Origin of the sequence: Streptomyces sp. NPDC090045 (assembly GCF_044747975.1) — a bacterium.
Classification (GTDB): Bacteria; Actinomycetota; Actinomycetes; order Streptomycetales; family Streptomycetaceae; genus Streptomyces.
Genome location: NZ_JBIVFA010000023.1, coordinates 27,772 through 48,785 on the forward strand (window position 1 = coordinate 27,772; position 21,014 = coordinate 48,785).

General features: G+C 72.6%; 19 protein-coding genes. 6 read left to right on the top strand and 13 right to left on the bottom strand.

From position 1 onward, the window contains the following. Positions 1 to 53 precede the first annotated feature (53 nt). From ACIPYQ_RS38070 to ACIPYQ_RS38085, 4 genes are all read right to left on the bottom strand, one after another. Positions 54 to 1,019: an FAD binding domain-containing protein gene (locus ACIPYQ_RS38070; protein ID WP_401258894.1), complete on the bottom strand. Its 966-nt coding sequence runs from the start codon at positions 1,017 to 1,019 to the stop codon at positions 54 to 56. Further along, positions 1,016 to 3,580, bottom strand: a complete 2,565-nt coding sequence (locus tag ACIPYQ_RS38075; RefSeq protein ID WP_401258896.1) for a molybdopterin-dependent oxidoreductase — start codon at positions 3,578 to 3,580, stop codon at positions 1,016 to 1,018. Before ACIPYQ_RS38075 ends, ACIPYQ_RS38070 begins: the two co-directional genes overlap by 4 nt. Positions 3,581 to 3,695: 115 nt before the next feature. Next, positions 3,696 to 4,136 (bottom strand): hypothetical protein, encoded by a 441-nt coding sequence (locus tag ACIPYQ_RS38080; protein ID WP_401258898.1) that lies wholly within the window; start codon positions 4,134 to 4,136, stop codon positions 3,696 to 3,698. A 77-nt stretch (positions 4,137 to 4,213) separates the two neighbouring features. Next, positions 4,214 to 5,893: a DUF885 domain-containing protein gene (locus tag ACIPYQ_RS38085; RefSeq protein ID WP_401258899.1), complete on the bottom strand. Its 1,680-nt coding sequence runs from the start codon at positions 5,891 to 5,893 to the stop codon at positions 4,214 to 4,216. Between the two features lie 194 nt (positions 5,894 to 6,087). On the opposite strand from ACIPYQ_RS38085, the gene ACIPYQ_RS38090 reads away from it, so the two are divergent. The 3 genes from ACIPYQ_RS38090 to ACIPYQ_RS38100 all read left to right on the top strand — a co-directional run bounded on the left by ACIPYQ_RS38090 (position 6,088) and on the right by ACIPYQ_RS38100 (position 10,533). Further along, on the top strand, positions 6,088 to 6,498 hold the full coding sequence (locus tag ACIPYQ_RS38090; RefSeq protein WP_401258900.1) for an actin-binding ADF family protein: 411 nt from the start codon (positions 6,088 to 6,090) through the stop codon (positions 6,496 to 6,498). Between the two features lie 136 nt (positions 6,499 to 6,634). Further along, positions 6,635 to 8,326 carry a hypothetical protein gene (locus ACIPYQ_RS38095; RefSeq protein ID WP_401258902.1) on the top strand — a complete coding sequence of 564 codons (1,692 nt, stop codon included), beginning with the start codon at positions 6,635 to 6,637 and terminating at the stop codon, positions 8,324 to 8,326. After that, positions 8,323 to 10,533, top strand: a complete 2,211-nt coding sequence (locus tag ACIPYQ_RS38100; RefSeq protein ID WP_401258903.1) for an MMPL family transporter — start codon at positions 8,323 to 8,325, stop codon at positions 10,531 to 10,533. Before ACIPYQ_RS38095 ends, ACIPYQ_RS38100 begins: the two co-directional genes overlap by 4 nt. Here ACIPYQ_RS38100 and ACIPYQ_RS38105 read toward each other — a convergent pair whose 3' ends face one another. The 6 genes from ACIPYQ_RS38105 to ACIPYQ_RS38130 all read right to left on the bottom strand — a co-directional run bounded on the left by ACIPYQ_RS38105 (position 10,534) and on the right by ACIPYQ_RS38130 (position 17,133). Next, positions 10,534 to 12,714, bottom strand: coding sequence for a geranylgeranyl reductase family protein (locus ACIPYQ_RS38105; RefSeq protein WP_401258904.1), 2,181 nt, complete (start codon positions 12,712 to 12,714; stop codon positions 10,534 to 10,536). It lies immediately after the preceding gene. After that, complete coding sequence (locus tag ACIPYQ_RS38110) at positions 12,711 to 13,679, bottom strand: polyprenyl synthetase family protein (RefSeq protein ID WP_401258906.1); 969 nt, start codon at positions 13,677 to 13,679, stop codon at positions 12,711 to 12,713. Before ACIPYQ_RS38110 ends, ACIPYQ_RS38105 begins: the two co-directional genes overlap by 4 nt. Then, the gene (locus ACIPYQ_RS38115; RefSeq protein WP_401258907.1) at positions 13,666 to 14,118 is read right to left on the bottom strand and encodes a hypothetical protein; all 453 of its coding nucleotides are present in this window, start codon (positions 14,116 to 14,118) and stop codon (positions 13,666 to 13,668) included. The genes ACIPYQ_RS38110 and ACIPYQ_RS38115 overlap by 14 nt, the downstream gene beginning before the upstream one ends. A 49-nt stretch (positions 14,119 to 14,167) precedes the next feature. Beyond that, a complete protein-coding gene (locus tag ACIPYQ_RS38120) occupies positions 14,168 to 15,373 on the bottom strand; it encodes a S8 family serine peptidase (protein WP_401258908.1) in 1,206 nt (401 codons plus the stop codon). A 227-nt stretch (positions 15,374 to 15,600) separates the two neighbouring features. Beyond that, on the bottom strand, positions 15,601 to 15,972 hold the full coding sequence (locus tag ACIPYQ_RS38125) for a hypothetical protein (RefSeq protein WP_401258910.1): 372 nt from the start codon (positions 15,970 to 15,972) through the stop codon (positions 15,601 to 15,603). A gap of 222 nt (positions 15,973 to 16,194) precedes the next feature. Next, a complete protein-coding gene (locus tag ACIPYQ_RS38130) occupies positions 16,195 to 17,133 on the bottom strand; it encodes an alpha/beta hydrolase family protein (protein ID WP_401258912.1) in 939 nt (312 codons plus the stop codon). Positions 17,134 to 17,313: 180 nt separating this feature from the next. Here ACIPYQ_RS38130 and ACIPYQ_RS38135 point away from each other — a divergent pair, with 180 nt between their 5' ends. After that, a complete protein-coding gene (locus ACIPYQ_RS38135) occupies positions 17,314 to 17,904 on the top strand; it encodes a TetR/AcrR family transcriptional regulator (RefSeq protein ID WP_401258914.1) in 591 nt (196 codons plus the stop codon). Between the two features lie 39 nt (positions 17,905 to 17,943). Here the strand turns inward: ACIPYQ_RS38135 and ACIPYQ_RS38140 are convergent, their stop codons facing one another. Further along, complete coding sequence (locus ACIPYQ_RS38140) at positions 17,944 to 18,351, bottom strand: RidA family protein (protein WP_401258916.1); 408 nt, start codon at positions 18,349 to 18,351, stop codon at positions 17,944 to 17,946. 143 nt (positions 18,352 to 18,494) lie between these two features. Between ACIPYQ_RS38140 and ACIPYQ_RS38145 the strand changes: the two genes are divergently transcribed. Continuing rightward, positions 18,495 to 18,875 carry a winged helix-turn-helix transcriptional regulator gene (locus ACIPYQ_RS38145; RefSeq protein WP_401258917.1) on the top strand — a complete coding sequence of 127 codons (381 nt, stop codon included), beginning with the start codon at positions 18,495 to 18,497 and terminating at the stop codon, positions 18,873 to 18,875. A 228-nt stretch (positions 18,876 to 19,103) separates the two neighbouring features. Beyond that, positions 19,104 to 19,646 carry a GNAT family N-acetyltransferase gene (locus ACIPYQ_RS38150; protein ID WP_401258919.1) on the top strand — a complete coding sequence of 181 codons (543 nt, stop codon included), beginning with the start codon at positions 19,104 to 19,106 and terminating at the stop codon, positions 19,644 to 19,646. Positions 19,647 to 19,708: 62 nt separating this feature from the next. On the opposite strand, the gene ACIPYQ_RS38155 is transcribed toward ACIPYQ_RS38150, so the two are convergent. Together ACIPYQ_RS38155 and ACIPYQ_RS38160 are read right to left on the bottom strand one after the other, a co-directional pair. Then, entirely contained in the window at positions 19,709 to 20,110 is a 402-nt protein-coding gene (locus ACIPYQ_RS38155) for a hypothetical protein (RefSeq protein ID WP_401258921.1), read from the bottom strand. Between the two features lie 125 nt (positions 20,111 to 20,235). After that, positions 20,236 to 20,964, bottom strand: a complete 729-nt coding sequence (locus ACIPYQ_RS38160; protein WP_361760969.1) for a hypothetical protein — start codon at positions 20,962 to 20,964, stop codon at positions 20,236 to 20,238. Between the last annotated feature and the right edge of the window lie 50 nt (positions 20,965 to 21,014).

Genomic DNA, 21,014 nt, shown 5'->3' on the forward strand with positions numbered 1-21,014 from the left:
ACGCCCGCCGCCCCGGCCGCGTCCGCCGTGGATTCAGCCGTGGAGCGGATCGATCACCAGCCGGCGGCGTCCCGTCCGACGGCCTGTTCCAGGGCTTCCAGGACGGTGTCCCTGAACAGCGTGGCCTTGTAGCCGGTCTGTGGCAGCGGCCGGCAACGGGCGAGTACCGTGGCGGCGGCCGCGGCGAGGACCGCGGGAGTGGCCTCGCGGCCGATCAGGGCGGCCTCGACCTCCGCCAGCCTCAGCGGGACGCGCGCCACCCCGCCCGCCGCGACGGCGGCGTGCGTGAGGGTGGAGCCGTCGAGCGCGACCCGGGCGGTGGCCTCGACCAGAGGCCATTCGGCGTGGGCCCGGCTGATGGCCCGGTGGCAGGCGGCGCGTTCGCCGGGCAGGGGCGGCGGCAGGAGGACCGCGGTGAGGATGCGCTCCGGCGGCAGCAGGTGGTCCGCGTGGAAGAGCCGGTTCCCGTCCCCGTACAAGTCGGCGACGCCGCGCGGGGACTCGCCGTGGATCTCGGCCTCGGCATCGTAGGTGAGCAGGGCCATCGCGAGGGTGGACGGGTGCGGGGCGACACACGGGCCGGCGCCGCTGACCACGCCGAAGTGGTGGTCGCCCTCGCGCGCGGGGCAGCCGGTGCCGCCCTTCTGGAGGCAGCTGACGTGGGGATTGCGGTAGTAGCAACAGCGGTTGCGCTGCAGCAGGTTGCCGCCCAGGGTGCCGGCGGCGCGGATCTGCGGAGTGGCCGCCGTCCCGGCCGAAACCGCGAGGGCCGGCCAGCCGGCGCGCACCTGCGGATCGGCGGCCAGCGCGGCGAGGGTGGTCAGGGCTCCGATACGCAGCCCGCCGCCGGGGAGCGGCGTACAGCCGCGCAGGTGGCCGGCGCCGTCGAGGTCGGTGAACGGCCCCGGGGAGATGCCGCTGCGCTGCCGGGCGGTGGTGTCGGTGCCACCGGCGCGCAGCTCCCCGCCACGGGCCAGGACGGCGGCCGAGAGGTCGGCGAGGGCGGGTTCGCTGCTCACGTACCCAGTCCTTCCAGGAGCCGGTCGGGGCGGATGGGCATGTCGTACGGGCGCCATCCGGTCGCGTCGTGGACCGCATTGGCCAGGCAGGCCGCGGTGGGCAGGGTCGAGATCTCGCCGAGCCCGACGCCGCCGCCGGGGACGTGCTCGAAGCCCTCCTGATGGAAGTGCACGGTGATCTCGGGGGTGTCGCCGATCCCGGGGATGCGGTAGTCCTCCAGGTTCTCGGTCAGCACCCGGCCGGTGACCGGATCGGTGCGCCGTTCCTCGTACAGGGCGTAGCCGATGCCCTGGACGACGGCGCCCTCGCACTGGCTGCGGGCGAGCCGGTCCTCGTGGATGCGGCCCGCGGCGATGCCGCTCCACACGCGCAGCGGGCGGACCCGGCCGAGGCGTGTGTCCACCTCGACCTCGGCGACCTGCACCGATCCCGTGAAGCCGCGGCCGATGGCGATGCCGCCCAGGGTGAAGGGGGTGACGAAGCCCCGGCGGTCGCGGGGGCGCCGGCCGGTCACCCGTACGCCGTGCGCCGAGTCCAGCCGGGCGGCGACGTCGCCACCGCCGAGCGCCTCGCGCAGCCGGGCTGCGGCGTCCGCGGCGGCGGGCGCGATGGAGGGCGTGGTGCGGCTGCCGCCGGAGGTGGGACCGTGCACGGCGTCGCTCCGGCCGACCTCGGCGCGCACCCTGTCCTCCGGTACGCCGAGGCCCTCGGCGACGGCCCGGCGCAGCACGGTCCGCGAGCCCGTGCCCATGTCCTGCACGGCGCAGCGGGCGACGACGACTCCGTCCTCGACGGTGAGTTCGACCTCGGTGGCGGGATCGAGGAGGTACAGCCAGTTGGCCGCCGCGACGCCGACGCCGCGGCGGAACCTCCCGGTGCCGCCGCGGGGTCCCGACCAGAGCGGAAGAGCGGCGGCCCGGTCGTACAGGGCGTGCCGTTTGGGGTTGCCGTCCCAGCGGCGGCGCAGGGCGATCGGGTCCTGGCCGAGCCGGTGGGCCATCTCGTCGACGGCCTGCTCCAGGGCCCAGCACATCGTGGGTCCGCCCGGGCCGCGGAACGGGGCGCCCGGAGGCCGGTGGGTGACGGTGTCGAAGTCGCGGAGGCGGCGCGGGGCCTTGCCGTACATGAACCGGGCCAGTGACGCCACGGCGCCGCCCACCGAGACCCCGCCGTCGCTGTCGGCGTCCATGGCCAGCGCGCTCAGGTCGCCGGCCGCGTCCGCGACCATCGCCAGCCGGATCCGGGTGCCGGGCCGGTATCCGCCGTCGGTGAGCTCCTCGTCCCGGTCCAGCGCCACCCGCACCGGGGCGCCGTGCAGCCGGGCCAGCTCCACCGCGGCGACGACGTCGGAGGTCAGCCCCATCTTGCAGCCGAAGCCGCCACCCACGTGGACGGCCCTCGCGATCACCCGTTCGGCGGGCAGGCCGAAGCGCTCGGCGGCGAGCTCGGCCACGCGCTTCACCGATTGCGTGGAGACGTCCAGGTGGAGACTGCCGTCGATCCACTGGGCCAGGCAGGCGTGCGGTTCGAGCGGGGTGTGGGTCTGCGCGGCGGTGGTGAACACGCCCTCCACCACCCGCTCGGGGTTCCGGCCGCGGGCCTCGGTGATGCGGCGTACGGCCGTGGCGGGGCGCTTGCTCATGGCGGAGGGGCCCCGCAGGTTGCCGCGCCAGCGGGCGGGCACCAGCTGGGGCGTCTCGCCGGACCCGGGCGCCCGCTTGCGCGCCGCCTTGTCCTCGTAGACCAGCGGGCCCTCGCCGGTCCGGGCCCGGCCTACGTCGAGGGCCGCCGGCAGCACCTCGTAGTCCACCCTGACCTGCGCGGCGGCCGCCCGGGCGGAGGCCCGGTCCGACGCAGCGACCGCGGCCACCGGCTGCCCGACGTAGCGCACCACGCCGTCGGGAGGCAGCAGCGGCACCAGCGGGCGGTCTCCGGCTTCCAGGGCGCGTACGTGCGCGTGCGCGTGCGGCGAGCGGATGATCACCCCCTCCAGCAGCCCCTCAGGCCGCAGGTCCGTGGTGTACCGGGCCGATCCAGCGGCCTTCTCCGGGGCCTCGGCGCGCGGAGCCGCCGGTGCCTGCCCGCCTGTCGGCTCCGTGTCGTAGGCGCCGGCGCAGGCGGCGGCCACCGCCCTGAAGATCCCCTCGTACGCGCCGCAGCGGCACAGGTGGCCCGCCAGCGCGTCCGCGATCCGTTCCCGGCCCGGACGGGTGCGGCCGTGCTCCGCCCGCCACCGCTCGAAGAACGCTGCCGCCTCGACCACGAACCCCGGGGTGCAGTAGCCGCACTGGAGGGCGTCCTCGCCGGCGAAGGCACGCGCCACCGGATGGCCGGACAGGCCTTCCACCGTCGTCACCCGCCGGCCGGCCAGCACGACCGCCGGTGTCAGGCAGGAGACCCGGGGCTCCCCGTCGACCTGGATCGTGCAGGCCCCGCACACCCCGCCCGCGCAGACCAGCTTGGTGCCGGTCAGACCCAGCCGGTCCCGCACCACCTCCACGGCGGCCGGGTCGTCGTCCACGTCCACCGTGCGCCGGGCGCCATTGACCTCGAACTCCACGCGACGCACTCCTCAGCCGTGGGGGGGCGGCGACCATAGAGGCCTCGCGCTCACCTTCACGCTCTTTGATATACCGCTCGCGGGACCGGCGCAGGTCGGCGCGCGCCCGGCCGGGTCACCTCTCCCATCGCAACGCGGCGAAGCGGATGATCGACTGGCTGAGTTCGGGAGCCGGCAGGTGTGCCATGAGCCGACGCAATGCCGTGGCGTGCTGATCGAGCCGTTTGAGGGTCGACCGCCGGTTCGGTGCCTGGCCGGGAACGTCCTGAACGGGCCCGCATCCGGCGGCTGCGTAGAGCCCGTCCAGTTCGGCCCACCGACTCCGTACGCCGTCCGGCCCGACGGCGGCCAGGCTCGTCACCACCTGGGGTTCCCGACCGTCGTGGAACATCACGTCGACGTCCAGCCCGGGGCCGCGGAAAAGCAGTCCCGGACCGGTGGAGAACAGGCTCTCCGTCATCTCCGGCTGCGCGAAACCCGACTCCTCGACCAGGAACGAGAACGCCGCCGCAGCCTTGGTCCGGAACTCCGCCCGCAGATCCCGTGCACGGCTCACGATCCGATCATCCGCCCACCGGCCCGCATCCGGAAGCCCTGGACCGGTGGCCGGTCGGGCGGGGATCTCCCGGCCGCTCAGAGGCGGCCCAGTTCCTCCCGCAAGTCGTCGAGCCCCAGGGAGCCGAGCGACAGTGCGGCCATGTGCCACCGCTTGAGGTCGAAGTCCGCGCCCTGCTTCGCCCGGGCCGTCTCCCGGCCCTGCAACCAGGTGCGTTCGCCCAGCTTGTACGTGATCGACTGCGCCGGCCGGCCCAGGTAGCGGACGATCTCACTGTCCAGGTACGCGGGCGGCCGGCCGGAGTAGCGGCCGAGGAACTCCCGGGCCAGGGCCGGGGTCCAGCGCCGGCCGGCGGCGAACGGCGAGTGCGCCGGGATGTCGAGCCGCAGGTGCATGCCGAGGTCGACGACGACCCGCACGGCCCGCATCATCTGGGCGTCGAGGTGGCCGAGCCGGTCCTGCGGCTCGGTGTAGAAGCCGAGTTCGTCCATGAGGCGTTCGGCGTACAGCGCCCAGCCCTCGGTGACGGCGCTGATCTTGCCGACCTGCGTCTGGTAGCGGGAGAGGGACGCGGCGGCGACCGTCCAGTGCGCCAGCTGGAGGTGGTGGCCCGGCACCCCCTCGTGGTACCAGGTCGACACCAGATGGTGGGTCGGGAAGCGGGTCCGGCCGAGCGTCGGCAGCCAGGTGCGTCCCGGGCGGGCGAAGTCCAGCGAGGGCTGCGTGTAGTACGGGGCGGCCGCGCCGCCCGGCGGGGCGATACGGGACTCCACCCGCCGCACGGGCTCGGCCAGGTCGAAGTACGTCCCGTCCAGTGCGTCGACGGCGTCGTCCATGAACCCCTGCAGCCACAGCCGTGTCTCCTCCGCGCCCTCGACGGCACGGCCGTGCCGGTCGAGCCAGGCCAGTGCCTCCCACGGGTCGTCCGCCCCGGGCCGGATCCGCCCGGCCTCGGCGCGCATCTCGGCGAGCAGCCGGTGGAACTCCGACCATCCGTACGCGTACGCCTCGTCCGGATCCACCTCGGCGCCGGTGTAGATGCGGGCGAAGCGCGCGTAGCGTTCGCCGCCCACCGCGTCCGGCTGGCCGTCGACCCGCGCTGCGTACACCTGGGCAAACCAGTCGCGCAGCTCGGCGACCGCCCCGGTGGCCACCCGCGCCGCCGTCTTGGCCTCCCTGCGCGGGCCGCCCTCGGGGGCGCCGGCGGCCAGCTGGCCGAAGCCTCCCGTGCCCAGCCACTCGTTCAGCTGGACGATGTTCTCGGCCACTTGACGGGGCGCGGCCGGCAGGCCCCGTCGTACGCCCTCGCCGAGCGAGGCCCGGTAGCCGGCCAGGGCGGCGGGCACCGCGTTCAGGCGCCGCGCGACGGCCCGCCAGTCCTCTTCCGTCGACACCGGCATCAGCGAGAAGACCTTGCGTACCTGGTGGAGCGGCGAGGAGAGGTTGTCCACCGCACGCAGGTGCTCACCGGCCTCGAACTGTGCCAGCTCCGCCTCGAGCCTCTCCTTCAGCAGGGTGGCGCACCGCCGTTCGACCGCACTGCCCGCGCCCGGCGCCCGCTCGGCGGCCGTGAGCTGCGCAAGCGTCGAGCGCGCGAGCTCGGCCACGGCCTGCCGGCCGTCCGGCGAGAGGTCGGGCAGCGCGCCCGAAGCGCCGGGCACCCCCAGAGCGGTGCCGACGATCGGCTCGAGCTCGACCAAGGCGTCGACGTAGGCGTCGGAGATCTGACGGGGCAGGGCATCCGGTTGCTTCAGCACCCGGAGTGCCTGCCCGCGCCGGGCCACGCCCAGTCCCGCCGCCCCGCAGGATGACCGGTATCGGCTCGTCCCCAGCCGGCCCGGATGCCCGGCGCATCCAAGATCACTCCCTTGGCCCTGACCCCGCGCCCCGGGCAGGCAGTAGACATGGGGCCGCGAACCCCTGAGGACCGCGCCAACGAAAGGTGACACTGATGTCCAGCAACGGCACATCGATCGAAGACGACGTCCTGCTCGAATTCAAGAAGCTCCAGACCAGGAAGACCAACTACCAGTTGTGCCGGCTGTCCGATGATCTCTCGGAGATCATCGTCGACAAGTCCGGCAAGGTCGACACCTACGACGAGTTCGTCGATCTCCTTCCGGAGGGCGAGCCCCGGTACGCCCTCCACGACTACGAGTACGAGCAGTCGGACGGACGGAAGTCCAGCAAGATCGTCCTGTTTTCCTGGCTCCCCGAGAGCAGCACCATCAAGCACAAGATGGTGTTCGCCTCGTCCAAGAGCTCACTGAGGCAGACGCTGGACGGCATCCACATGGAGATCCAGGCGACCGACTACAGCGACCTCGATCGCGCCGAGGTGGACGCCCGCGTCATGCGGTAGGTCCACGGAGCCGTGAGCCGCCGATCAGGCGGCAGCTCGTCGGAGCCCGGTGGGCGCGCCGTCGGCCGAGCCCGCCGGCCTTCGACGATCATGCGACCCGGCAGCCCCGGAGAGCAGCCGAATGGGAGCCCGGTCCGTGACCACCGTCGAACTTTCCCCGCGGCCGGCCACACCCCGCCGTCCGGAGGCCGTGCCCGCCCGCGAGCCGTGGCACCTGCGTCATCGTGTGCCGCTGATCGCCACGGGGTCCGTGCTCCCGCTCTACGCCCTGTGGGCCCTGGCCCTCGCGACCGGTGGCGGGGACCTCGCGGCGCAGGAGGCATGGGCGGGGTTCGTCGCGCGCCACCCCGGTGCCGTGTACAACCTCGGCTGGCACGGCGGCCTGCACACCGGCTCCTACAGTCTGATCTCGCCCTATGTGATGGCCGCCTTCGGGGTGGTCCCCGTGACCCTGGCGAGCGGCCTCGTGTCCACCTGGCTGGCCGGGCGCATCTGTGCCCGCTGCGGAGTGGACCGGGCCCAGTGGCCGGCCCTGCTGGCGGCCGTCATGCTCTGGTGCCAGGCGGCCTCTGGGCGCACCACCTTCCTCCTGGGCGTCGTCTTCGGGCTCGCGGCGGCGCTGGCGCTCGTGAGTGGGCGCCGCGGCGCGGTCCCGGCCGGCTGGGCGCTGCTGGCCACCATGGCCAGCCCCGTCGCCGGACTGTTCCTTGTCTTGATGGGTACGGCCTGCCTGCTGACGTCCCGTCGGGCGGCGGCGGCCGCGCTACTGGTGCCTCCCGTCGCCGTCCTCGGCCTGACCTCCTGGCTGTTCCCCTTCCACGGGCAACAGCCCATGGGCCTGGTGCGGATCTGGCCCCCGCTGCTCATGGCCGTAGCCGTCATCGTGGCGGTCCCGCGGTCGTGGCGGCTGCCGCGGGCGGCCGCGGCGCTGTACGCGGTGGGAGTCGGGCTGGCCTGTCTGATCCCCTCGCCGGTCGGGACGAATGTCGAACGGCTCGCCCATCTCGCGGCGCCCCCGCTGCTGCTCGCCGCCGCGATGGCGGGGCACGGACACGCCCTCCCGGCGGACGGTCCCCCCAGGTGGCCCGGCACGGCCCGGCAGACCTGCCTCGTCCTCGGACTCGTCCTCGCCATCACCTGGGTGGGAGGCAATACCGCGGCCCACGTCATGGACACGGCGAAGGTCCCCCGGTGGGCCGCGGAGACCGGCGGTGTCGTCGGCGCCCTCGAACGGCTGGGAGCGGGCCGCTCCAGGGTGGAGGTGGTCATGGCGCGCAGCCATCGAGAGGCGGCCGTGCTGGCGCCGCACGTCACCCTGGCACGCGGCTGGAACCGGCAGGCCGACGTCGAGCGCGGACCGCTGTTCTACGACGGGTACGACGGGGCCGGCGTGCCCCGGGGAACCTTCACGGCCGATGCCTACCGCGCCTGGCTCGACCGCTGGGCGGTGGGCTTCGTCGTCCTGCACGACGGCCCGCTGGACGCCGCCTCGGAGCGTGAGTACGCGCTGGTGACGAGCGGGCCCGCGTACCTGGAGCCGGTGTGGCGGGACGCGCACTGGCGGATCTACCGGGTCGAGGATCCGGTGGCACTGGTGGATCCGCCCGCGTCCGTGGTGCGCTCCGACGCCGCCGAGGTCGTCGTACGGATGCCCGGGCCCGGAACCGTGACCCTGCGGCTCGCCCACTCGCCGTGGCTCCGGGCCGAGGGCGGGGGCGGGTGCCTGGCGCCCGCGCCCGGCGGGCTCACCCGTCTGACGGTGAGCCGGCCGGGCGATGTCACGATCGGCTCCGCGTACCGCCTGGGGGCCCGCCGGTGCGCAGGTTGACGGAGCTTCCGCCCCGCCCCGCGGGCACGGACACGGCCACGACGGTGTCGGCCCGGCTCGCTCTGGGCTGCGTCCGCCACCACCGGTTCGTCCTGCTGATGTGGCTGCTGGTGCTGGGTGCCGGGCTGGCCGCGGTCGGGCCGGTGGTGGACCGGCTGGACCGGCAGCCCTGGAGCGTGGCCCCGCACGAGTCGGTCCGGGGAAACCACCTGTTGGACGGCATCCGGTCCTTCGAAGGGCAGATCGACGCGGTCGTGGCGGGCATGCCGGTGGCGGATCCCCGGTTCCAACGGGAACTGGCCGCCGCGCAACGTGACCTGTCCGCGGTCCCCGGCGTGATCGCGGTGACCGCCCCCACCTCGCTCACCTCACCCGCCTCACCCGGCGCCGTTTCCGCTGCCGCCGATTCCGCCGTTTCCGCCGACGGAAGAGCCGCCCTGGTATCGGTCCGGCTGGGGCGAGGCCTCCCCGACGACGTGCGGCGGAGGGCCGAGGCGGCGGTCGAATCCCGGGTGCGGGGAATCGCCGGCTCCCTTCCCGGCGTCGAGGTGACCCTCGGCGGCAGCGACCGCGCGCGCCGCGCGGTGGCGGACCGGTCGCTGGCCGATACGCGGCGCAGCGAGATGATCACCCTGCCCGTGACCCTGGCGGTGCTGTACGTGCTCTTCGGCGGCCTGGTGGCGGCCTCCGTACCGGTGTTGGCGGCCGTGTGCACGGTCGGCGCGGGGATGCTCTGGCTGCTGGTCCTGTCGCGCTGGTACGACCTCACCTCCCCCGCACTCTCGACGACCACCATGGTGGGCCTGGCCCTGGCCATCGACTATGCGCTGGTGACGGTGGGGCGGTTCAGGGAGGAGCGGGCCGCGGGACACGACGTCGCGGAGGCGGTGGTGCGGACCATGGCCACCGCAGGGCGTTCGGTCCGGTTCGCGGCGCTCGTCGTCGCCGCCGCCCTCTGCGGGCTGGCCGCCTTCCCCAGCGACTTCTACGCCGCGATCGGCCTGGCCGCGGCAGGGACCGTGGCCCTCTCCCTCGCCGCCGCGCTGACCCTGACCCCGGCACTGCTGGCGGCGTTCCCGCATCGGATCGGAGCCTGCGCCGCCCGTGACACCGGCTCCGGCGCGTTCGCCCGGCTCGCCCGATGGACCCGCCGGCACGCGCTTCCTGCTGCCCTCGGCGTCGGAGTGCTGCTGCTCGCCTGTGCCACCCCGTTCCTCCGCGTCCACCTGGTCAGCCCCGTCGGGGAACGGCAGCTCCCGCCCGCGGCGGAGGCACGACGCTTTGCGGACACCGTGGCGGAGCGGTTTCCGCAGCACCGCGCCGATGCGGTGGTGGTCGTGGCCCGTACCGACCCGGCCCGGCTCCAGCGGTGGGCGGGCCGCTTCGCGGGCGGCCCGGACGTCGAGGCGGTGGGCACGGCCACGGCCGCGGGACCCGGGGTCGCGCTCGTCCGCATGGTGCCGAAGGCCGACCCCGCGGGCCGGCCCGCCGACCGGCTCGTCCGGCACATCCGGGCGGACCGCCCCGCCGGCTTCCCCGTCTGGGTCACGGGACGCAGCGCCCTCGACATCGACTTCAGGGCCGAGGTCGTCGACAACGCGCCCCGGGCCGCCGCCCTGATCGCGGCGACGACCTTCCTCTTCCTGCTGCTGATGACGGGTTCGGTGCTGCTCCCGCTCAAGGCGATCGTGATGAACACCCTCTCGCTGGGTGCGTCGTTCGGCGCTCTGGTCCTCGTCTTCCAGGACGGCTGGGGCGCCGGTCTGCTCGGAGTGCACACGCTCGGAGGACTGGGCTACTGGCTCCCCGTGGTGGTGTTCGCGCTGGCCTTCGGCCTGTCGATGGACTACGAGGTGTTCCTGCTCTCGCGCATTCAGGAACTCCACGACTCCGGGGTGGACAACGACCTCGCGGTCGAGCTCGGGGTACAGCGCTCCGCCCGGATCATCAGCTCCTCCGCCGCGTTGATGTGCCTCGTCTTCGTCGGTTTCGCGACGGGCGAGCTGCTGGTCATGAAACAGCTGGCGATCGCGCTGACCGTCGCCGTCGTCGTCGACGCCACGCTGGTGCGGTGCGTGCTGGTTCCTGCCACGATGACACTGCTCCGCGGCGCCAACTGGTGGGCGCCGCCCTCGCTCCGGCTGCGCTTCCGCACGCTGCGGGCCCAGGCCCGGGCCCGGGATGCCGGAGCCGGAGCCGGATTCTGATCACCCGAACAGTGACTCCAGGTCCGGCCGCTGCGGAACCCGTCGCGTGACCGCATAGTCGATCAGCGCGAACAACGATGCGCGCGGGGGGCCTTCGGGCAGTGCCTCGAGCGCGACCGCCGCCCGGACGGCCTGCTCGCGTGCCAGCGTACGGGTCAGGTCGAGCGCTCCGCTCTCGCGGACGAGCGCGACCGCCTCCTCGACCTCGTCCGCCGTCGGGCACCCGCCGCGAACAAGGCTCGTCAGTCTTCCTTGTGTACGCCGCAGCGCGACCAATACGGGATGCGCCAGCGTGCCGTCGCGCAGCGCGGCGCCCGCGGTGTCGTCCCCCGGGCCCGTGGCCCCGGTGAGCCTGCGGACGTCCTCGGTCAGCCGGAACGCGACGCCGAGCGCACGGCCGTAGCGCGCGAGTGCTCCGGCATGCTCCGGATCGGCTCCCGCCACGACGGCGCCGAGCCGGCACGGCAGCTCGAACGACGATGCGGTCTGCAGCTCGACCAGCGACAGATGCTCGTCCTCGGTCACTCCCGGGTCGAACGCGTGCTGCCGCTCGCGGATCCGGCCGGTGCACACCTTCGTGACGGCTTGGGAGAGGATCGCGAGGGCCTGGGGGCCGCCGTCGGTGGCGAGGTGCAGGGATTTCGACATCAGCAGGTCGCTGACCAGGATGGCGAACCTGTTTCCCCAGCTGGAGTGTGGTGTCGGGGTGTTCTCCACACCGAGTTGCGCGAGCGCCGCCAACGCGCTCAGCTCGATCGCGGCGCCCAGCTCGATGCGGCAGCGCGTGCCGGGGTCGCCGAACTGGCTTGCCAGCAGGAGCAACAGCGCCGGCCGGAACGGGACTCCGGGATCTCCCCAGCCCGCCGTGGCCAGACGGGCCAGGAAGGGCCACTCGTCCCGGACGGAGCTCGTCATGAGCTCACCGACGCCGAGCAGATCGGCGCGTACGTCGACCCCGGGTGCCATCAGCGCGGCCACGTCGTCGATCGTGCGGTTCGCCCGGAGTTCGCCGATGCCCTCGGGCAGGAGGACCGCCCGGCGGCACAGTGCGAACGGCGCGCGCTCGCTGTCGAAGGTGCTTTCCAGGACCCGCCAGACGAACTGGTACCGCTGTGCCGACCGGCGGCCGGCCGCCAGCCACCCGGAGTACGCATGCTCCAGCAGCAAGGCGTGGTCCAGCAGGTCCGGACGCGCGGGATCGCGGGTCAGCCCGCGGTCGATCACCTCGGCGGCGGTCTTTCCGGACTCGAGCGCGTAGCTGATGCCCTCCCCCGTGAAGGGGTTCACCAGCCCGGCCGCGTCGCCGACGAGCAGGATGCCGTCGCCGACACAGCGATCGGGTGAGAAGTCGAGGCGGAACGGGGCCGTCGCCCACTGGCCGCGCAACCGGCCGCCGGACGTCTTCCCGCGTGTGCTCAACCGGGTGAGGAACTGCTGCAGCACCTGCTCCGCGCGGCCTTCGTACCCGGGGCGGAACAGCGCGACGCCGATGTTGGCTTCCGAAGCGCCCGTCGGGTTGATCCAGCCGAACGAGGGCAACAGGTCCCGTCCCGCAAGGTCGTCGAGGGGCAGGAAGGCCTCCTGGAGATCCGGCAGCCCGTCGAGACCGGTCAGATAGCCGCGGACGCCGACACCGACGCCGAGGTCGCCCCCGGGCAGCAGACCGACCGCGCGCGCCAGCGGGGACCGTGCACCATCGGCGGCGACGACCGCAGCCGCCCGGACGTCGACGGGGCGGCCCTCACGGCACACCCGTACCCCGACGACCCGTCCGCCCTCGACGATCGGGGCGGTGACCGCGGCGCCCTCCCAGAGCTCGGCGCCGACCGCAACGGCGCGGGCGGCCACGGCCTCGTCGAGCACGACGCGCGGCACCACGAGGCAGTGGCTGTCCGCGCCCGGGTAGGCGTCGTAGGCGAAGTCGCGCCAGCCACGGCCGCGCATGTGGACCCGCGCGCCCCGCATCCGTTCCGCATGGGGCAGTGAGTCGAGGACGCCCATCGCGGCGAGGATCCGGACCGCGCGCTGCGTCAGCGCATCGCCGCACGCCTTGTCCCGCGGGAAGCGCTGCGCCTCGAGCAGCAGGACCCGGCGGCCCCGGACCGCGAGATGGTAGGCGGCAGCGCAGCCCGCGGGCCCCGCGCCGACCACCACGGCGTCGTAGAGATTCGGCAGGTTCATCGCATGCGGCTCGCGATCCGTCGGGGCATGTCGGCGAGGGCGTCGAGGCCGGGGAATTCCGGGAGCTCGGCGAGGGCGGTGGCGGCGCGGTCGGTATGCGTACGGACGAGTTCGCGCGTCAGGTCCACGGTGCCGCCGCGACGGACCAGCCCTGCCGCTTCGGCCGCCTCCCGCTCGGTGAGGTTCTCGTGACGCAGCAGTGCCGCCAGCCGCCCGCTCGGGTTCTGGCGCAGCGCGCGGAGAACCGCGTACGAGAACACGCCGGCGCGGAGATCGGTACCCGTCGGCTTGCCCAGACTGGCCGGGTCGCCGACGAGGTCGAGCAGGTCGTCGGTGAGCTGGAAGGCGATCCCCAAGTGCTGTCCGAAGCGGAACAGGGCGTCTGCATGGCCAGGATCGCAGTCGGCCAGCTCCGCGCCCAGCCGGCACGGCAGCCCGAACAGCGTGGCCGTCTTCATGCGGATGATCTCGAGATGCTCGTCGGCGGCCAGCTCCGTGTCGTACACGTGCTCGGTCTCGCGGAGTTGGCCGCTGCACAACGTGAACGCCGCTTCCGTCACTGCCGACACCGCGCCGTGCGGCAGGTGTGCCAGCTCGGCCATCGCGCACGCGAGCACGTGCGTACCCGTCGTGGCGGCATGTGTGTTGCCCCACCGGGAGTTCGCGCTGGGCGCTCCGCGTCTCGTCGCCGCACCGTCCATCACGTCGTCGTGCAGCAGCGATCCGACGTGCATGAGTTCGATGGCGGTGGCGGCATGGACGAGCAGCGTTTCGTCGGCCTCGCCGAGGCTCGCGGCGAGGAACAACAACTGCGGGCGCAGCCGCTTGCCGCCGTGGCGGATCAATCCGCCGGCGATCCGTCCCAGGTCCGCGTCCTGTGCGGTCACCGCCTCGTGCAGGGCGTCGTCGAGCCGCGCGGCCCACCCGTTGTCGAGGGAGAGCGTCAAGGTCTCAGAGGAATTCATCGCACAGCTCGTCGAGCTGCGTGCGCAGCCTTGCCGATCCGAAGGCGAGTTCGGCGAACCGTACGAAGAAGCCGTAGCCGTTGTGCAGGTCGCCGGCCGCAGCCCGGACGATGACGTCTCCCCGGAAGTACGCCTGAAGTGGTGTGAGGCGGCCGGCCGCGATCAGCTGGGCGGTTTCCCGGTACACCGCGCCGTGCATCATCTCCCCCGATCCCAGCCCGGGCTCGATGACGACGTCCCCGCCGCCGACGCGGACGTTGATCCGGCCGAAGCCGAGCACGGCCACGTTGGCCTGGCGGCCGTCGAACTCGCCCACCATCTCCCGGAACTCCACCGGGTTTTCGGTCTTGAAGTCCCTGACCCCGCTCCGCACCGCGCCCGCCAGTGTTCTGTCGTTGTCGGTGACGCTTGCTGCTCGGGGCGCGAAATCGTCGGGCATGGGACGTCTCTCCTCATGGGCGGTTTCCGACCGGTGGTGTGGTGCGCCGTCACGGCGGCGCCGGCGTGGCGTTGACCGCCGCGAGCGCGTCGACCCTGCCGTACCAGACGAGCGGGATCGGTCCCGGCGTGGTCGTGACGATGAGCCTCTTGACCGTGGCGGGGGTGATGTCGGGGTTCTTGTCCAGCATGAGCGCGGCGACACCCGCCACGTGGGGGGCCGCCATGCTGGTGCCGGATTTGTTGATGAAGCCCGGCGCGACGACGTCTTGCGGCCTTCCCGTTCCCGGCGCCCGCGCCGAGGCGGTCAACACCCCCGGGGCTGCGACATCCGGCTTCGGCCTGCCGTCCGGGGTCGAGCCGTGGCTGGTGAAGTCCGCGATGTTGTCCCCGTCGTCGGTGGCTCCGACGGTGATGACGTTGCGTGCGTTACCGGGACAGCGGATCTTGGTCGCGTAATCTCCCCAGAAGTCGACGCCTTCGTTGCCGGAGGCGACGACCACCACCACGCCGAGGTTCACGAGGTTGTCGGCGGCGGTGCACAGCACGCAGTTGCCGGAGGGGCAGACCCACGCGCCGTCGCGGTGCGAATAGCCCCAGCTGTTGCTCGCGACGTCGGCGCCGGAGGTCGCCGCCGCGGTCAGCCCCGCGGTCGCCCACGCCGGAGTGGCACCGCCCGTGTTACTGATGAACCGGATGTCGATGATGTTCGCGCCGGGGGCGATGCCTCGGAATGTCGCGTTCCGGCTCGCGATGATCCCCGCGCAATGAGTTCCGTGGCCCCTGTCGTCGCGGTTCACCGCCGTACCGGTCATGTCCTGTTGCGGGCCGACCACGCCCGCGAGCGCGGGGTGCGCGGCGTCCACACCGGTATCGATGACCGCTACGGAGATGCCCGCACCCGTGATTCCGGTGGGCAGGACGTCCGCCCGGATGAGCGGCCGGCTGACGTCGAGGCACTCGACATGGCGCTGCTTGTTACTGGTCACACTGCTGACATCGGCTCGCGCCGCCACCGCCAGCACCTCGGACGTAGTGAGCGTGGCGCGCACGCTGTGGGTCAGCCAGAACTCCTCTTGGACGTCGATGCCCCGCCGTTCGAGGTCCGCCCGGATGCCCTGCAGGAAGATGTCGGCCTCGGCTTGACGCACTTCGATCGCCCGGGCCCGTTCCGCTTTCGGAACGGCGCCCCGGCGTACGGCATCCCGGCCCGACATCAGATTGATCAGGACCTCGTGCACCGGCTCCTCGGTCACGCCGGGCGCACCCGTCCAGGTGGCGAGCTTGCGTTGCTCGCGCTCGTGGAGGATCGTGTTGACGACCCACGGATCGATCTTGGGCACCGCTGCCGGGCTCTCCGCGGTCAGCTCTTCCAGCTGCTTGCGGCGTCTCGTCTGTACGTACCAGTCGAACTGTTCGCGGCTACGGTCGGCTGCTGACCGGTCGTCCCTTCCAGCGGTCGGCGAGGGCATCCTGGCTCCTCTCAGTGCTCGGCCACGATCTCGGCCTGCCTCGGCGAATCCAGCAGTACCTGCCGGACCTCCGGACGGCCCGCGGCCGCGAGCAACGACGGTATCGATAGACGAGCTGCAACCGTGTGATTGAGCCAGAACTCGCGGATGTCTCGCCCACCCGACGCAACGAGGGTGGCGACCACCGCCTCGGCGCGGCGCCCGAATGCCCGACGCATCGCGTCGACGGCCTCGCCACGCGTCACGGCCGGTCCTGACGGGTGATCAGTGACCGGAGTGAGGACGATGAGCACCGAGACTTCGGCAGGCCGGTCGGCGAGGACTTCCCGCTGCAGTGCGGCGTCGAACTTCTCCCAGACGTCCGGCGGGATCCGTTCCGCCATCAAGTGGCTCCCGTCCGCCTCGGCAACCCGCCGGCGCCTCCGGCGCGGTTGCGTCTCCTGGAACCGGCCGGGCCATCGCGGGCTCGCCCCGGGAGCCGGCAGCCAGGACGCCCCGCCCATCGGCCGGGGGCGGTGTGTGCCCGCGGTCATCGATCACGGCGACCATCCTCCTCGATCCGGCCCGCTCGTGCGACCGGAAGGGCGGGCTCGGCGGCTGCCCGTCTACTTGTGCCGCAGGTTCCCCAGAGGGTGGCCTTCCTCCAGTGCGGCGGCCGCCGCCTTCCAAGCGGTGTCCTCGGGGCAGAGGGCGCTGCGCAGGAAGGCCGTGGTGAGCTGCTGGATCAGGGCGACGCGTGCGGGGCTCTCGTCGGTGGTCTCGGCGACCTCGTATCCGGGGATGCCGCCGAGCGAGTGCTCGGCCTCGAAGAGGGTGAGCAGGCTCTTGTCTCCCGGGCTGTAGGTGTAGGCGTCGGTGAACCAGTCCGGTCCGCGCGTGGTCAGTGCGGAGTCGTCGCGGTCTCCGGCGACGATGAGAGCCGGGGTGGTCATCGTGTCGAAGGACGGCCTCATGAAGGGGAGGTGCTCGGCGGCGAACGGGGTCAGGTCGTCGCCCAGACCGGGCAGGGCGAGCAGCACCCCCGCCTTGACGCGGGGGTCGGACATGTCCTCGCCGGGAACGCCGTCGGAGTCGCGGACGCGCGCGCCCAGCAGGGCGCTCGCCGTCTGGGCGCCCCAGGAGTGGCCGGCCACGGCGATGCGGCTGCGGTCGAGGCGCCCGGCGAGGCCCGGCACGGACGCCGCCAGGCCGTCGAGTTCGTCCAGCACGCGCGTGATGTCCTCGATGCGCAAGCGCCAGATCTGCGGGGTTCGGGGGTCCTCGGCAGGGAGGCCGAGTGTCCTGGAGTCGAGGTGGGTGGGCTGGATGACCACGAAACCGTGAGCCGCCCAGTGGTCCGCCAGCGGGGCGTAGCCGTTCATCGACCAGCCGAAGCCGTGCGAGAAGACGATGACGGGCAGATCGCCGCCGGTGGCGGGGGCGGACACGCGGACCTGGAGGTCCTCGCCGCGACCGGCGGCGGCCAGGACGACCGGTTTCGCGGATACGACCATGGCGGGCGGGCCCGCGAGCTCCTGCGCGTTCGCGGTCTTCGAGTGGGACATGGAAGTGCCTTCCGTTCTGTGCCCTCGCAGGCTTGGGTTCGATGGTCGGCGATCGCGCACGGCGGCGGCCTGGTCGGCCGCGCTCCGGTTCTGTCATCATGAATGAAACGGAACATCGCTCCGTTAAAAATACGGAACGTTGTTCCGATTCACAAGGCCGATGAGGGAAGGAGTGCCGTGGTGAACGAAAGCGGCCAGGCCCCGGGAAGCTCCGCCAGGTCCAAGCGCAAGGACGCCCGGCGCAACCAGCAGACCCTGCTGGACGCGGCGGCCGCGGTCTTCGTGACCTCGGGCGTGGAAGCGCCGGTACGCGACATCGCGGCCGAGGCGGGTGTCGGGCTGGGCACGATCTACCGCCACTTCCCCACCCGGGCGGACCTCGTCATCGCCGTCTACCGCCACCAGGTCGACGCCTGCGCCGAGGCCGGCCCGGCGCTGCTGGAGACCAGCCCGACGCCCCACGCCGCGCTGGGGCTGTGGGTCGACCTCTTCGTCGACTTCCTGGTCACCAAACACGGCCTGGCCGCCGCGATGCAGGGGGACGGCACCGGCTTCGAGACGCTGCACGCCTACTTCCTCGAACGCCTCGTGCCGGTGTGCACCCAGCTCCTCGACGCCGCCACCGCCTCCGGCGAGATCCGCTCCGACCTCGACGCGTACCAGCTCATGCGCGGCATCGGGAACCTCTGCATCGGCGCGGAGAGCGACACCCGCTACGACGCACGCCGGCTGGTCGCGCTCCTCGTCGCAGGACTACGGCAACCGAACTGACCACAGGGCCGCACCGGTTCCGGAGCGCAGAGCGCCGGTTCAGTCGATCACCGCGGTGGCTTCGAGCTCGACCAGGTGCTCGGGCACGTCCAGCGCCGCGACGCCCAGCAGTGAGGCCGGCGGGACCGGGGCCGCCCCCAGCTTCGCGGCGGCCCGGGTGATTCCCTCCATGAGCAGGGGCATCTTGTCGGGGGTCCAGTCGACGACGTAGAGGGTCAGTTTCGCCACGTCGTCGAAGGAGGCGCCGACCTCGGCCAGGGCGGTGCCGACGTTGAGGTAGCAGCGCTCGACCTGGGCGGCGAGGTCGCCTTCGCCGACCGTGACGCCGTCGGCGCCCCAGGCGACCTGTCCGGCGACGAAGACCAGCTTCGATCCGGTCGCGATCGACACCTGCCGATAGGCGTCGACCTCCGGCAGTCCACTGGGGTTGATCAGGGTGATGGCCATGTCGCATGCCTCCGTTGCCGTGCGAGCGCGCGAGGCGGCTTCCATCGAGCCGCGACGTGCACGCTCTCTTGTGGTTACTCAGGAACCGTAGGAGAGTGGTCGCTGACATGGAAGAACGCACTTTTCAGTGACTGGGGAACCTCATGGTGACCAAGCAGGTCAGCGGCACGGCCGACGAGGCGGACTTGCGGCGCGCGGACTCGTTGGGGCGGGAGATCTTCTCGGACGTCGCCAACAAGTGGGCGCTCCTGATCATCGAGGCCCTGGGGGAACACACCCTGCGCTTCGGCGAGCTGCGGGACGAGGTCGAGGGCATCAGCCACAAGATGCTCACCCAGAACCTGCGCATGCTGGAACGCAACGGCCTGGTCGAGCGGACGGTCCACCCCGTCGTGCCGCCACGGGTCGAGTACACCCTCACCGATCCGGGCCAGGCCCTGCGCGTGACGATCGACGGACTGTGCGACTGGACCCACCGGTACTTCGGCCACATCGAGGCCTCCCGACACCGCTTCGACGCCTGACGGGTGAAGCGCTCGCGCGGCCGCGCATTGTCAGAGCGCGTCGATACGGTGAACCCATCAGAGCCACTGGAACTTTCGTCGATGCCGACGGCACGCATCGGATCTGGTTCGACTACCAGATCAGCTGAGTGCACCGCCGAGTGCCCGCGCCCGAACGGCACTTGTGCCGGCCGAGGGAGTTGCCATATTGGTTTGCCGTGGGCGAGCACGGTCGGATAGGAAGCCTGCATGCTTAGAGGCAGCAAGGTCGGGCTCAGGGCCCGGCACGAGGACGACATCCCGATCCTGCGGGCCGAGCTCTACGACGACGTGGTCAACGCCTCGCGGTCCGAAAGCCGGCCGTGGCGGCCGGTCACGCCCGGCTCGAAGGACGCGCGGCTCGTGGTGGACGACAAGGCGGAAGGGCACGTCCCGTTCTCCGTGGTGGAGCTGGACGGCGGCACGCTGGTCGGCACGGCGAACCTGTGGGGCATCGACAACCACAACCGGTTCGCGCACATCGGCCTCGGACTGCTGCCGTCCTCCCGCGGCAAGGGCTACGGCACCGACGTGGTCGCGGTGCTCTGCCACTACGGCTTCGTCGTGCGCGGCTTGCAGCGCCTGCAGATCGAGACGCTGTCCGACAACGCCGCGATGCTGCGCTCCGCCGAGCGCAACGGCTTCGTCCGCGAGGGCGTGTTGCGCTCCTCGGCCTGGGTGATGGGCGAGTTCCTGGACGAGGTGCTGCTCGGGCTCCTCGCCCAGGACTGGAAGCCGGACTCGAAGGTCTGAGGTCTGAGGTCTGAGGTCTGAGGTTCGAGGTCCGAGGTGGCGCCGCTGTGCCGCCCGGCCCGTCAGGAGGTCGGGGCGGCAGGGGGTGGCGGGGGAAACGGCGGCGGGGGCGGCGGGGGCTCCCACGGAGAACGGCCGGATCGCTGGCGCGGGACCCGCGGTGTCACCGGTGGCGTCGGACCTGGTGGCGGGGGCGCAGGCGGCTCGACCGCCGGCAGCAGCGGCCCACCCGCGCGCAGGCGCGCGATGGTCAGCTCGTTTCGACGGCGGGCGGGCGGGGCGTCGTCACGTTCGTAGACGAGCCGGACGCCCGCGAGGCCGAGGTTGTGGACGGTGAGCAGGCGGTAGCCGAAAGCATGGGCGATCTCCTCTATGCGACGCTGCTCCGCGGCCGTGGCCTGGCCGGGCAACAGCTCGACGCGGCCGCGGCCGTCGAAGCGCGAGCGTATTTCGTCGTCCTTCACCTGACTCCACCCTCGAGGAACCGGTCGAACCCGTTCTCCGGCATCGCGGCGGGCTCGACGAGGAGTTCAGGGTAGACGACCGGTTCGGCGCGAACGCTTCCGCGGCCAGTTCGTTCGGAGGACGGTCAGTCCGGGGCGTTCCAGGCGGTCGTGAGGCCGTCCAGCCATGCGGGCGGCAGTGCTGCGGCGTCCCACTCGTCGCGCAGTTCCTCCGGCGCGGCGACGAGCCGCTCCAGCACGGCGATGCTCGTGGTCGAGTGGAGGAGCGAGTACCGGCCGTGCAGCGTGATCGCGCTGTCCGGTCCGTACGCCGCGAACATGCGCTCCAGCCGGGCCCTGTGGGCTGCGGCGAACTCCGTCAGCCGCCCGGCGTACCCGGCCCGCTGCCGGGGGCTCATCGTGCCGAGGACGGCGGCGAGCACCTCGTCGGTCACCTCCGGATCCAGCTCCGAGACCGCGGTGAACGACAGGTAGAGAGGGGTGACGGCCACCCGCGCCCGCTCCACCTCCACGCGCCCGGCCCGACGGCGCTCCCCCGCCGGGCCCGGTTGCCCGTCCGCCCCCACGACCTCTACGAGGGTCCGCTCGGCGACGGCTCCGAGCTCTTCGAGGAGGTACCCGGCGCCGTCGAGCCAGCCCGACTCGTACTCCTCGCCCTTGTCCCCCGGCGCGCTCCAGCCGCCGCTCAGCTCCTCGTGCGCGAGGGCCAGGGCGCCCGCCTCCAGGAGTCCGATCAGTTGCCGCGCGTCACCGGAAGGGACCCCCGTCCGCGCGAGGAGCTGCAGCAGCGTCATCCTCGCGTTGTCGACACTGACCTCGTCCGGCCAGCGCCGTCCCTCGTCGGCCGCGCTCATCACGTCCTCCTCATCGCTCGGGTTGTACACAGTGTGTACAACGAATCGCT